Below are 12,770 nucleotides of genomic sequence, written 5' to 3'. Positions count from 1 at the left end.
CTTCCAAAAATAATATATGATCAACAAAGTAGTGGCAAATGCCGATGAGGCAATTAGAGACATCGAGAGTGGGATGACACTGATGCTGGGTGGATTTGGGCTCTGCGGCATACCTGAAAATTGTATTAATGCATTGGTGGAGAAAGGCGTTAACCAACTTACCTGTATTTCTAATAATGCCGGTGTTGATGATTTCGGAATTGGATTAATGCTGAAAAAAAGACAGGTTAAGAAAATGGTCTCATCCTATGTCGGGGAGAATGCTGAATTTGAGAGACAGCTTCTCAGTGGCGAACTGGAAGTAGAACTCATTCCTCAGGGTACTCTTGCGACACGCTGTATGGCAGCTGGCTACGGAATGCCAGCAATATTCACTCCTGCTGGTGTTGGTACAGAGGTAGCTGAAGGTAAAGAAGTACGTAATTTTAACGGCAAGGACTATCTGATGGAAATGGCTTTTGATGCTGATTTTGCAATTGTTAAGGCCTGGAAAGGAGATACAGCCGGTAATCTGATTTTTCGTTCAACAGCCCGAAATTTTAACCCGGTGATGGCTATGGCAGGAAAAATCACCATTGCCGAAGTAGAACAGCTTGTTGAGATTGGTGAACTCGATCCCGATCAGATTCATACTCCTGGTATTTATGTTCACAGGATATTTCAGGGAAAGAATTACGAGAAGAGGATTGAGCAGAGGACGGTGAGGTAGAGGTAATTTGACTATGAGACAATTTGTCTATTTGTCAATGGGAATCTACTTTAAATACCAATTCCTTTATTTTAATTAAATATTGCCACATAATATTATTGTCAAAACATTGACAAATAGACTAATTAACAAATCGACAAATTAAATGCTTGATAAAACCGGAATAGCAAAACGTATCGCTAAGGAAATTAAAGATGGTTATTATGTGAATCTTGGTATTGGGATTCCTACCCTTGTGGCTAACTATATCCCGGAAGGGATAAATGTTGTGCTGCAGTCTGAGAATGGTTTATTAGGCATGGGGCCATTTCCTTTTGATGGGGAAGAGGATCCTGATCTGATTAATGCAGGAAAACAGACTATAACTACCTTGCCTGGTTCTGCAATTTTCGATTCAGCTATGAGTTTTGGTATGATCAGATCCCAGAAAGTAGATCTCACCATATTAGGTGCCATGGAAGTTTCTGAGAATGGTGATATAGCCAATTGGAAAATCCCGGGTAAAATGGTTAAGGGAATGGGTGGGGCAATGGATCTGGTGGCATCTGCCAAGAACATTATTGTCGCAATGCAGCATGTTAATAAAGCAGGGGAGAGTAAATTGCTCCCTGAATGCTCATTACCGCTAACAGGAGTAAACTGTGTTAAAAAAATCGTTACCGAACTTGCTGTTCTTGAAGTAGCAGCAGAAGGAGGATTCAGACTGTTGGAACGTGCGCCGGGAGTAAGTATCGAGGATATACGAAATGCTACATCCGGAAAACTCATAATCGAGGGGGAAATTCCTGAAATGCAGATCTAGCTTAATTGTTCTGCCAGTATGCTTTTCCTTAATTTATCGGATATCTCACTCGTTATCTTAATAATATCCTCAGCAACATGAGTATTATTGCTTATAATCACATCGCAAAGCTCCTTGTGCGGTAAAAGATAATCTTTATATGCCGGAACAACATGATTCTTCCATTTGTAAAGCACGTCACTTTCAGGATAACCGCGCTCAATAAGATCTCTTTTTAATCGGCGTTGTAATGCAATTTCTTCATGGGTATCAATGAAAATTTTCAGATCCAGAAGATCAGCTATCTCTTGAAAATGTAGAATAAATAAACCTTCAACCATGATGATTGGTGCGGGTTTTATCTCGAGTAATTTTGGCTCAGCATCCGGATTATTAAAAGTATACTCCTTTTGGTGAACTGATTCGCCTTTTATTAGTTTTTTGATATCGTTTATAAACTGCTGATTATCAATAGTTGAGGGCAGGTCGAAATTGTAGAATTTATTTTCTTCCGCAGTCATGGTATGGGCAATTCTGAAATAGTAATCATCCTGCGAGAGCAAACAGACCTCATTTTCTTTGAAATGATTTAAGAAACATTTCAAAAAAAATGTTTTTCCTGAACCGCTGCCACCTGCTATACCAATTACAAAAGGTTTCTTACTCATTGGGAACACCGTATACTAAAGTTGCCTGAAATCGTTTGTCCATTACCCCGATTAAATCAGCGGCTGCTTTTGTAACTACAATAATAACGTCTTTGGTTGACTCATTCTGTGTGAACTTTCCAACAATCTTGGCAAAAGTGCTCTTGCCTGTCATTGGATTCGTAATTTTCACTACGGTTCCAATCGGTGCAGTTTGATGAAGTGCCAGCATTTTGGTTCCATCAAGATTTTCATCTGCTATCCAGATTGCGGGACCGCGTTCATTCACCTCTCTCAAGCCGTATCTGGCAGGGGGCAGCTTAAGGCGATCACTGGCATTCCTGCTGCTATCGATCTGGGTAGGAGGGTTTCCGGAACCGACTACCGGTGTGTCGATTGGAGCAGGAGGAGGAGGGGCAAGCTGTTCCTGAGGAGCCGTACCATAAGGTACTTTTATGATCTGTCCAATTGATAAATTATTGCTTGTTAAGTTATTTAAAGTCTTCAGATCTTCTATCGTGGTGTTAAATTTTCGGGCTATCAAACCCAAGTATTCACGGGGCCCAACTTTGTAATCTATAACTGCAACTTTAGATCCACCAGAAGCCTGAGGTTTATTTGTACTCAACTCTTTAAATGGCCTTTCGGTAGGTACACGTATAATCGTTCCTATCTGTAAAGACCGGTTACTGTTAAATTGGATAACGGTTTGCGGATTCACATTATATTTTCTGGCAATGGAATAATAGCTCTCCTTTGCCTCTACCTTATGTACTATGTTCTTGTAGCCATTTAACTCTTCAACATTGATTGAATCTATTGATGCGCTCGCAGTGAATGACATTATGGCGATAGAAATTGACAAAACTAGTCGTTTCAGCATTTATCAGAATTTAAAATTGTGCAATTATACTAAATATGAAACTATTTCATTCTTGTTCCTGATGTAGAACAAGTGGTTTTTTTGCATAAAGAACGATTCAGGTTGCAGTTTTTGTATACCCCTGATCAATATTTCATCAAGTAAAATTGTATCATCCTGATAAACAAGTAGTCTCTGTTGAATATTATTTTGAGTTTTTTCATGAAAACTAATGATTTTTAGATCCCGAACACATAATACCGACAGATCTCCAACAAGTTCCTCTCTTAAAATAAAATCAGGAATTACAAATTGATTTTTAAATACCGGGTGTATTAATATTTCATTGCTATGCTCAATCTTATCGCTTTCTTCTATATTTTCACCTTTGATATGACTTATCCATGAGAGTCTTCGTGGATTAATCCTGGGATCATATACCTGCAAACCCCCATCGGTGGCCTTGTTAAATGATAAATTATAATGTTCCCATAATACTTGAGCATCCTGAATATTTACTGATATAATGCCTTTACTCTCCGGACTTCCTGGCTGACCATAAGCTGTTATAATCAGATTTTTTTCAGAAATATAAGCCAGATTGAGGTTCCATGGTTCCTGAAAAATCTTTTCTTTGATCAGAATTTCACCGGTTTTGTAATTTATTACACTAAATGATGTTTTCTTTGATTCTAATGATCGGCTTTCAATCGCAATCAAGCCATATTTATCATTGACTTCAATTTTCCAGATAATGCCTTCAAACTTTTCTGATAAAATTGGACGAATTTTATTTGTATTCAAGGTCAAGGCGAAAAAATTGTTGATTCTAAAGATTAGGGTTTAGAAGATCCAAAAATACATAAAACATTCGGGCATGAAAATTGTAAAGTTTTTGGTATTCATCAATAAAAACAAAATCTTATGAACGCAAAAGAAATAAGTCTGGAAGAAAAAGAATTAAAGCCTATTGTAGATCATTTGAATGATTTACTTGCAAATTATCATATTCACTACCAAAAGTTAAGAGGCTGTCACTGGAACGTAAAGGGATCGCATTTCTTCACGCTTCATGTAAAGTTTGAAGAGCTATATACTAACGCTCAATTAACCATTGACGAACTTGCAGAGCGCATATTGACAATTGGTAAATCACCCTTCAGTACTTTTACAGATTATATAAAAATCTCCAAACTGAAAGAGATCGATACTATAGGGATGAAGGATACTGATATGGTGTTGGCAATTATGGACGATTTTGGCAAGTTAATTGAAATGGAGCGCGAGATAATGACCTTAGCTTCAAAGGCGGGGGATGAAGGAACTAGTGATCTCATCAATAAATTCATGCAGTTCAAAGAAAAGAACAACTGGATGCTCCGCTCATTTGTTGGGAAAAATTAGTAAACAAAAAAAACCACCTGCTGGCGGTTTTTTTTGTTAGAATCGACTCCCTATTGTTAGGAATACATTATTCCTGCTATTTTTAACGTTAGCAATTGAAGTGGGAATATTATTCAAAGCATATGGCCACCTCTCTGAATTGGAGCTTACTTTCTGGTAAGTTAAATCAATATAATAATTATTGATTCGATACCCTAGTCCGCCGCTATAGGTACTAATCTTAAAACTTTTACTGTCAGTAGGAACATAAGGATCTCCCTGCGAGCCATATCCCGCTCTGAGCATCAGTTTATCAATTTTGTATTCAGCACCTATCCGGAAGTTTATTGCGTCAGTATATTTTGACAGCACCGCTTTATTATTATCAGAAATAACCTGAATGTCACCGGAGTTTGCTTGAGCAAAATTTATTGTTGAATAATCTACATAATCAAGGTCTGCCGAGATAAATCCCTTATCCTCAAAAAAGTACGCGATACCTGTGCTGATTTTTAGCGGAGTTCGTAATTTATAGGTAAAATCATAAAACTCATCATCATTAACAAATTGAGAATCTACTCTGTTTTTGCCATATTTTGTGTCCAGTCCTTCAGAATAGCTATCGTCAATGGTAAACCAGGTAGGACTTTCTATTGTAGCACCTAAACGGATATTCGGTATAGGTCTGTAAATAGCCCCAATTTTTCCATTAATTCCAGATCCCTGAGTTATCTGTGATTGACGGTAGGAGAGTTCATAATCATTGTTTTCGGTCACATTAAACCCTTTTTCTTTATATGTATCACTGGTATTGTAATTTATATTTGCAATTCCAATACTCGCGCCAATATAAAACTGGTTGCTGTAGTTTGCTCCGAAACTAAAATTCACTTCAGACTGACGACCGTATCTCAGATCATTTTTTGTCTGGACATTATTAACTTCTGTTTCAGGAAAATAATATCCACCAGGATTGTCATAACCGATCAGATAATTATCATAAGCCATTCTTTCCAAAGAGCCTGAAGTCAGAGTATTAGGTGCTCCATAAATATTGCTTGCAGATTCAGCAAAATAATCAGCAATTGAATTCTTTGGGTTTTTACCTGAATAGCCCAGAGTATTATCAAATCCCTGGGTTTGATTGTATGCCAAACCGAAGTTAAAACTCAACCATCCCTGATCGAGCTTCGCACCTTTAGGCTTCGCTGCCCGGGTATGAAAAACAACCGCGGCATTTGCCAAACCAAGTTTATCTCCTCTGGCAATGGTTTGCTGGCCAAGGTAGTTGGAACTATTATTGTAGCCGTTAAATTGAGGGGTAATACTCAATTCAGAACGTGTAAAAAAACCTATTCCTGCAGGATTACCGCCAACAGAACTTAAATCTCCCCCGACGCCTGTTTGTGCGCCTATTGCTTTAAATCTGGCAGTGCTTCCCCACTGGGATCTTGAAAATCGTAATGCATCTTCCGAATACTGGGCATGTAACTCCCCTGTAGCAGCCACTATGACTGCTAAAGAGAATAAAACTCTTAATTTCATAAAGTATCTTTCTTAGTTTCCTCTAGAAGGACGCGGCCCATTGCTGCTGCCGCCTCCGCCTCCGTTATTATTGGATGGTTGTGAACTTCTTGAACCTGAACCATTATCCTGTCGCGGTGCAGTATAAATTCTCTCCGGCTGGGTTGTTCTTGCTGGTGGACTCTGGTTTACTCGGTCAGGACGTGTGGTAGGCTGTGTCCGGGCAGGAGTACTGCTTGTAGGATCAGCACCATAACGTTCTGCTCTTCCACGTGATTGGATGATATTTCCACTATTGTCTCTGATAATTGAACCGGGTGCACCAATAACAGCACCTCTTTCCATTGGGATATTGTCTCCTGCACGGCCTGGACGGGCACGGTAGTTAGGACTAGTAAAGGATGGACTGCTGTAAATGCCACTGTAGTATCCGCGGTTATAATTACCCCCATAGAAATTACCTCCTCCAAAACCAAAAGAATTGTACGGATTATAATAGGAATATGGACCCCAAAAATTAGAGCCATAGTTGTATCCATAATATCTCCATGGATTATAGCTGTAAAATCCGCTATTAATTCCAATCCCAATATTTATACCGGGAGAGCCATAATAGCTATATGGAAAGTAGGACGGACTGAAAAAAGGATCGTAATTATAACCATATATACTGTTATAATAACTTAAAGAAGGGTGATATCCTCTGAATCGGTTAATACGAGATGTATAATCGGTATAACCGTAATTGCTGTAGGTATCCCCATATAATTCTTCTTCTGTAACATAATCAGAGGCCGGCTTCTCTTCCCGTATAACCCGCTCAGCAACAACTATCTCCTTAGCTTTAGCATTGGAGTAGTAAACGTCATCTTCAGGAATCGTAGTTTGAGCAGTCTTGGTGCTCATACATGAAGAAAGACCTACTGCAATAAGTATAAAAGCATGCAGTGCTGAAAAATAAATAATTTTCTTTATCATGGCCGTAGTATTTAATATTAACGCTTAATGTATAGACGAGATTATATCCCTATTGGTTGCATTTCAAAATATTATAATACATCGTCTAGTTTTATAACTTTGCCTAAAGTTTAAATTATATAAATATACGTAATTTTTTGACAGCTAAATAAGATGAGTAAGGGTTTAACCAGTAGAGAAGAGGATTATTCACAGTGGTATAATGAGTTAGTGGGGAAGGCTGATATGGCCGAACATTCTGCAGTGCGGGGTTGCATGGTCATAAAACCCTATGGCTATGCAATTTGGGAAAATATGCAGGCTGCTCTCGATAAAATGTTTAAGGAAACCGGACACAGTAATGCCTATTTTCCATTATTCATCCCAAAGTCATTTTTTTCGAAGGAAGCATCCCATGTTGAAGGTTTCGCCACTGAATGTGCTGTAGTTACCCATTACCGCCTGAAAAATGATGGTAATGGAAACATTATTGTTGATGAGGATGCCAAGCTGGAAGAGGAGCTGATTGTCAGACCAACTTCCGAGACTATAATTTGGAATACCTATAAAGGATGGATTCAATCCTACAGAGATTTACCTATTCTGGTAAATCAGTGGGCTAATGTGGTTCGTTGGGAAATGCGGACAAGACTATTTTTACGTACTGCCGAATTTCTATGGCAGGAAGGTCATACCGCCCATGCCACATCTCTGGAGGCTATCGAAGAAACAGAGCGAATGCTTGATGTTTATGCAGATTTTGCAGAGAACTGGATGGCAGTCCCGGTAATCAGAGGTAAAAAAACAGCAAATGAACGTTTTGCAGGTGCTTTAGATACCTATTGCATTGAAGCCCTGATGCAGGATGGAAAAGCTTTACAAGCAGGTACTTCGCACTTTTTGGGGCAAAATTTTGCCAAAGCTTTTGATGTTAAGTTTACAAGTAAAGAAGGAAAACTCGATTATGTATGGGCTACCTCATGGGGAGTTTCAACCCGGCTTATCGGGGCTCTGATCATGGCACATTCTGATGATTCCGGATTGGTTTTACCTCCAAAACTAGCACCCATACAGGTAGTTATCGTTCCGATCTATCGTTCGGATGAAGAGCTTGAAAAAATATCTGAACTTGCGCAAGCGCTTTCAAAAGAACTCAAACAAAAAAATATATCGGTTAAGTACGACAACCGGGATACATTACGTCCCGGATTTAAATTTGCAGAGTATGAAATGAAAGGTGTTCCTGTTCGTTTGGCAATTGGAGGTCGTGACCTTGAAAATGGAACCATAGAAATCGCAAGAAGAGATACCAAGGAGAAACAAACTATTTCAAGGGAAGGTATTGTTGATCATATCGAAAATTTATTAATCGACATTCAGCAAAGTATATACAACAAAGCCCTTAAATTTAGGGAGGAGAATACCCGTGAGGCCAACTCATATGAGGCGTTTAAAGAACTATTGGATACCAAAGCAGGATTTATTTCAGCCCATTGGGATGGTACTTCTGAAACAGAAAAGCGTATAAAAGACGAAACTAAAGCAACCATACGATGTATACCTTTGAATAATAAACTTGAGGATGGAATTTGTATGGTGACTGGAAAGCCGTCAACTCAAAGGGTATTATTTGCCAGAGCATATTAAGAATAGAAATGGAAGAAGTAGAATCCTATGAACATGTTTTAAGGCTACTAGAGAATAAAGCTTCAGTAAAGCAGCAAATTTTTAAGACCACCTCTTCTGTTTTTAATCAGTTTAAAGTCGTGCTTCAGGAGATATGCCTGGATATGCAGAGCGACTTTTCCAAGATAGACCAGAATGTTGAGATCAGTTATTCAGACAGAGGAGATTTTGAAGCACAACTTAAGTTTTCTGGTGATGTACTGGTTTTATCCATGCACAGCAATGTTTTCAGTTTTCCTCCTGAACATGAGATTAATAAACTAAAGTACGTGCAGGAAGATCCCTCCAGGAAGTACTGCGGGATTATTCACATTCATAATTTTCTTGCTGACTCTTTAAAGTATAACCGAAGTTCAGATATTGGTTATCTGATAGGCAGGATATTCATAAATAGGGAAGAACATTTCTTTGTGGACGGTCAGAGCCAGCTTGGTTTTCTATTTAACTCATTCTGGAAAGGGAAACTCAAAAAGGAGCAGATAAGGAAGATTCTCGAACTTGCAATTATATATTGTATGGATTTCGATTTGCTTACTCCGCCTTTTGAATCAGTCAGACAAATCTCTCTTGAAGAAAGACAATATATGGGCTCAAATTCAGGTTATCCTACGGGCAAACACATGGGCTATAAGTTTAAACAAGAACTCAATCCAACTTTAGTTCCAGTAAATAAAAGCAAATAGCCTGCTTAAATTCAATTTATTCAGAACTATATCCATAGTTTTGTAATACGCTTTAATCTTTAATAAAATATCTATGAAATTCGGAACCAAAGCAATACATGCAGGTCAGGAACCAGATCCAAGTACAGGGGCAATAATGACCCCAATCTACCAGACTTCAACTTATTGGCAGAAGTCGCCTGGTGACAATAAGGGATTTGAATATTCCAGAGGAACCAACCCAACCCGTAAAGCATTGGAATCATGCCTTGCGGCACTTGAGAACGCAAAACACGGACTGGCTTTTTCCAGTGGGATGGGAGCTACAGATGCTGTCATGAAACTTTTAAGTCCGGGTGATGAAGTGATTACAGGGGATGACCTTTACGGAGGGTCTTATCGCATTTTTACAAAGATATTTTCCAATTATGGCATCAAATTTCATTTTATAAATATGAATGATGCTCAGAATGTGAAGCAATATGTAAACCAGAATACCAAACTGATCTGGATTGAAACACCTACAAATCCAACTATGCAAATTGTTGATATTGAGGCTGTTTCTGAAATTGCAAAGGCAAATAATATTTTACTGGCAGTCGACAATACCTTTGCTTCTCCTTATCTTCAGAATCCGATTGATCTGGGAGCCGATATAGTCATGCATTCGGTTACAAAATACCTTGGTGGCCATTCGGATGTTGTTATGGGCGCTTTAATGCTGAATGATGATGAACTATATAAGCGCCTTTGGTTTATTTATAATGCCTGTGGTGCAACACCTGGTCCGATGGACAGTTTCCTTGTTTTGAGAGGGCTGAAAACCCTTCACCTTCGAATGAAAGCGCATTGTGAGAATGGCCGGCAGATTGCAGCATATTTGAAAACCCATCCCAAAGTTGATAAAATATACTGGCCAGGATTTACCGATCACCCAAACCATGCTATCGCAAAAAAGCAAATGCATGATTTTGGTGGCATGATTTCAATAACATTGAAAGGCGCTGATTTGCAGGAGACTTTCAGAGTGGCTTCCTCATTTAAAGTATTTTCATTAGCTGAATCACTTGGTGGGGTTGAATCGTTGATTAATCACCCTGTTTCAATGACCCATGGTTCTATTCCAAAAGCTGAGCGCGATAAAGTTGGTGTTACAGACAATCTTTTGCGTTTAAGTGTGGGAGTGGAGGATGTAGAGGATTTGCTTGATGATTTGAAACAAGCACTTTCCTGATTGCAACAAGACAAATGGCAGATTACCCGGCTTCATTTCATACTTTTCATGAACTGAAAGATTTTCTTGATGTTAAATTCGATCAGTATAATCGGCCAGGTTTTATAGAAAATGACCCGATCTGTATTCCACATCTGTTTACTAAAAGACAGGATATTGAAATTATGGGTTTCTGGGCATCAATTCTGGCCTGGGGACAGAGAAAAACAATTATTAATAAGTGTAAAGAACTCATTTACCTGATGGATGGTGCTCCCTATGATTTTATTTTAAATCATCAGGAAGCCGATCTGAAACGTTTCACTAATTTTAAGCACCGCACCTTTAACGATACGGACACCTTATATTTTATTGAGTTTTTTAGACAGCACTATTTAAGGTCTGATACATTGGAAACAGCCTTTAATACGTTAAGACCGAATATTTTCCGTGAAGAATTTCTTGAAGAGGGAAATTATTCCACGGAGTATACTGAGATTGCTTCTGCACCATGTTACATCGGCGAATTGAAAAATAAAAAAGAGGAATCTGTCATAGAAATTGCGTTAAATTCATTCAGAAACTATTTTTTCTCATTGCCCGATTTTCCTGTACGTACTAAAAAACATATCAGTTCACCTTCGCAAAAATCCACATGTAAAAGACTGAATATGTTTTTGCGATGGATGGTTCGCAAGGATGACCGCGGTGTGGATTTCGGACTTTGGAACAGCATCAAACCTTCAGATCTGATTTGTCCGACAGATCTGCATGTTGAGCGTGTAGCCAGAAAGTTAAAACTAATCAGCCGTAAGCAGGTCGATTGGCAAACCGCAACTGAACTAACTGAAAACCTTCGCCAATTTGATCCTCTTGATCCCGTCAAGTATGATTTTGCATTATTTGGTTTAGGTATTGAGGAACACTTTCAAAACCGGATTATCTGAATAGGCCTTTCATTTTTTTATACTTATGCCTTATCGAGTTTCTTTTTACGTACCATTAACTTGGGAAATTTGATTGGTTTTTTCAGGATTACCTCATCTCCAAGAAGAATCCCCCAGGGCTTGAACATTTCAGAACGGTCAAAAATCACTTTCAAAATAGCAATCATCGGGAGGGCAAGGAACATACCGGTAAAACCTGCAAGACTTCCTGAAATAAATACACCTAATATCGCGGCAAAAGCATTTATTCTGACTTTTGAGCCTACAATTCTGGGCATTAAAATGTTATTATCAAGAAACTGAACTGCAGCAATAACTCCTAATACTATAAATACCGGTAATATTTCCTGTGAATTAGTTAATGTAAGAAGTACCCCTATGATGTTTCCGATCAATGCACCTATATAGGGAATCAGGTTTAATATTGCAAAGATCACACCTATTAAAAGCGCATGCTTTATGCCAAAAAGAAGTAACAATCCGCCTAAGAGTACAATGATATAACTAATCTGGATCATAAGTCCGATCAGGTAGCCCTTAATTATCACCTCGGTTTCTTTCATTACTTCTTCCACTTTTTTGTGTTCAGATTTTTCAAACCAGACAAATACAAAGCGTATCAGAAGACCTTTATAGGATAAAAACAAATAGATATAAATGGGTACGAGACCAATGTAAATTAATATAGAAGTGATTGAGTTTGCGGCACCACCTAGAATTGCTCCTGCGTTTGACAGAACTTTATTACTTTGCTCATTTATAAATTTTAGTTGCTCAGGAGTTGAAAAATTAGTTTTTTGGTTAATCCACCCGCTCAGTTCAGCCAAATGCATGGAGATATTCTTCTTTATCATTGGAAATTCAGCCAGAAGGCTGTTGAATTGTCCGGTAAAGAACCAGATAACAAGTGCAATTAATACAGCACCGAGTAAAATGGGTAAAAGGATAGCCAGAAATTCTGGGGCTTTTTTTGATCGCAGAAACCTGTAAACCGGAAGAAGTACTATGCTTAAAAAAAAAGCAAGAATAACCGGCATGATAATTTGCTGTCCATAGGCAACTATTACCCCTAAAAGGCAAAGGCCCATTAATTCAATTGATCGTTTAACAGTAAGTGGTAGTTCCTTCATAAATTTCTAAATAATAACTTCTCTTACAATTTTTAGACCACTAAAATCAGAGACTATCAATAAATGTTCCAATCATCTTTAATCTACAATTATAAGGGGGTATACCCATGGTCAATGCCTGATTTTCAATCTAGTGTTAAGTTAAATATATTATGACGTAATAAAAATATATTGTATATTCGTAAAACAATCAGTTATGATACGATATACAATTAAACTCAGTAAAGGAGAAGTTGAGGAATTGATGGAGATCGTAAATAAAGGTTCCC

The 12,770-nt window shown here is 38.2% G+C and carries 13 protein-coding genes; 7 read left to right on the top strand and 6 right to left on the bottom strand.

Features of this window, described 5'->3' with window-relative positions:
* Nucleotides 1-16 precede the first annotated feature (16 nt).
* Both Q8M41_RS07190 and Q8M41_RS07185 read left to right on the top strand, forming a co-directional pair.
* Nucleotides 17-709 carry a CoA transferase subunit A gene (locus Q8M41_RS07190; RefSeq protein WP_305364570.1) on the top strand — a complete coding sequence of 231 codons (693 nt, stop codon included), beginning with the start codon at nucleotides 17-19 and terminating at the stop codon, nucleotides 707-709.
* Nucleotides 710-854: 145 nt separating this feature from the next.
* On the top strand, nucleotides 855-1,511 hold the full coding sequence (locus tag Q8M41_RS07185; RefSeq protein ID WP_305364569.1) for a CoA transferase subunit B: 657 nt from the start codon (nucleotides 855-857) through the stop codon (nucleotides 1,509-1,511).
* Here Q8M41_RS07185 and Q8M41_RS07180 read toward each other — a convergent pair.
* Genes Q8M41_RS07180 through Q8M41_RS07170 form a run of 3 tightly spaced genes read right to left on the bottom strand, consistent with a single transcriptional unit; the run spans nucleotide 1,508 to nucleotide 3,803 of the window.
* Nucleotides 1,508-2,158 carry a uridine kinase gene (locus tag Q8M41_RS07180; protein ID WP_305364568.1) on the bottom strand — a complete coding sequence of 217 codons (651 nt, stop codon included), beginning with the start codon at nucleotides 2,156-2,158 and terminating at the stop codon, nucleotides 1,508-1,510. The two genes, Q8M41_RS07185 and Q8M41_RS07180, sit on opposite strands and share 4 nt — an antisense overlap.
* Nucleotides 2,151-3,020, bottom strand: coding sequence for a LysM peptidoglycan-binding domain-containing protein (locus Q8M41_RS07175; RefSeq protein WP_305364567.1), 870 nt, complete (start codon nucleotides 3,018-3,020; stop codon nucleotides 2,151-2,153). The genes Q8M41_RS07180 and Q8M41_RS07175 overlap by 8 nt, the downstream gene beginning before the upstream one ends.
* Before the next feature lie 24 nt (nucleotides 3,021-3,044).
* The gene (locus tag Q8M41_RS07170; RefSeq protein WP_305364566.1) at nucleotides 3,045-3,803 is read right to left on the bottom strand and encodes a DUF4905 domain-containing protein; all 759 of its coding nucleotides are present in this window, start codon (nucleotides 3,801-3,803) and stop codon (nucleotides 3,045-3,047) included.
* A 120-nt stretch (nucleotides 3,804-3,923) separates the two neighbouring features.
* Between Q8M41_RS07170 and Q8M41_RS07165 the strand changes: the two genes are divergently transcribed.
* Nucleotides 3,924-4,403, top strand: coding sequence for a Dps family protein (locus tag Q8M41_RS07165; protein ID WP_305364565.1), 480 nt, complete (start codon nucleotides 3,924-3,926; stop codon nucleotides 4,401-4,403).
* A gap of 36 nt (nucleotides 4,404-4,439) precedes the next feature.
* On the opposite strand, the gene Q8M41_RS07160 is transcribed toward Q8M41_RS07165, so the two are convergent.
* Complete coding sequence (locus Q8M41_RS07160; protein WP_305364564.1) at nucleotides 4,440-5,927, bottom strand: OmpP1/FadL family transporter; 1,488 nt, start codon at nucleotides 5,925-5,927, stop codon at nucleotides 4,440-4,442.
* A gap of 12 nt (nucleotides 5,928-5,939) precedes the next feature.
* Nucleotides 5,940-6,884: a hypothetical protein gene (locus Q8M41_RS07155; protein ID WP_305364563.1), complete on the bottom strand. Its 945-nt coding sequence runs from the start codon at nucleotides 6,882-6,884 to the stop codon at nucleotides 5,940-5,942.
* A gap of 153 nt (nucleotides 6,885-7,037) precedes the next feature.
* Here Q8M41_RS07155 and proS point away from each other — a divergent pair, with 153 nt between their 5' ends.
* The 4 genes from proS to Q8M41_RS07135 all read left to right on the top strand — a co-directional run bounded on the left by proS (nucleotide 7,038) and on the right by Q8M41_RS07135 (nucleotide 11,371).
* Nucleotides 7,038-8,510 (top strand): proline--tRNA ligase, encoded by a 1,473-nt coding sequence (proS, locus tag Q8M41_RS07150; RefSeq protein ID WP_305364562.1) that lies wholly within the window; start codon nucleotides 7,038-7,040, stop codon nucleotides 8,508-8,510.
* A gap of 8 nt (nucleotides 8,511-8,518) precedes the next feature.
* Nucleotides 8,519-9,232 (top strand): hypothetical protein, encoded by a 714-nt coding sequence (locus tag Q8M41_RS07145; RefSeq protein ID WP_305364561.1) that lies wholly within the window; start codon nucleotides 8,519-8,521, stop codon nucleotides 9,230-9,232.
* A gap of 73 nt (nucleotides 9,233-9,305) precedes the next feature.
* Nucleotides 9,306-10,445, top strand: a complete 1,140-nt coding sequence (locus Q8M41_RS07140; RefSeq protein ID WP_305364560.1) for a cystathionine gamma-synthase — start codon at nucleotides 9,306-9,308, stop codon at nucleotides 10,443-10,445.
* Nucleotides 10,446-10,459: 14 nt separating this feature from the next.
* Complete coding sequence (locus tag Q8M41_RS07135; protein WP_305364559.1) at nucleotides 10,460-11,371, top strand: TIGR02757 family protein; 912 nt, start codon at nucleotides 10,460-10,462, stop codon at nucleotides 11,369-11,371.
* Between the two features lie 23 nt (nucleotides 11,372-11,394).
* On the opposite strand, the gene Q8M41_RS07130 is transcribed toward Q8M41_RS07135, so the two are convergent.
* A complete protein-coding gene (locus tag Q8M41_RS07130; RefSeq protein WP_305364558.1) occupies nucleotides 11,395-12,501 on the bottom strand; it encodes an AI-2E family transporter in 1,107 nt (368 codons plus the stop codon).
* Nucleotides 12,502-12,770 lie beyond the last annotated feature (269 nt).

It is taken from the genome of Daejeonella sp. (assembly GCF_030684675.1).
Lineage (GTDB): Bacteria > Bacteroidota > Bacteroidia > Sphingobacteriales > Sphingobacteriaceae > Daejeonella.
Note: the sequence above shows the minus strand (reverse complement) of the source record. Positions and strands in the feature narration are given on the sequence as shown.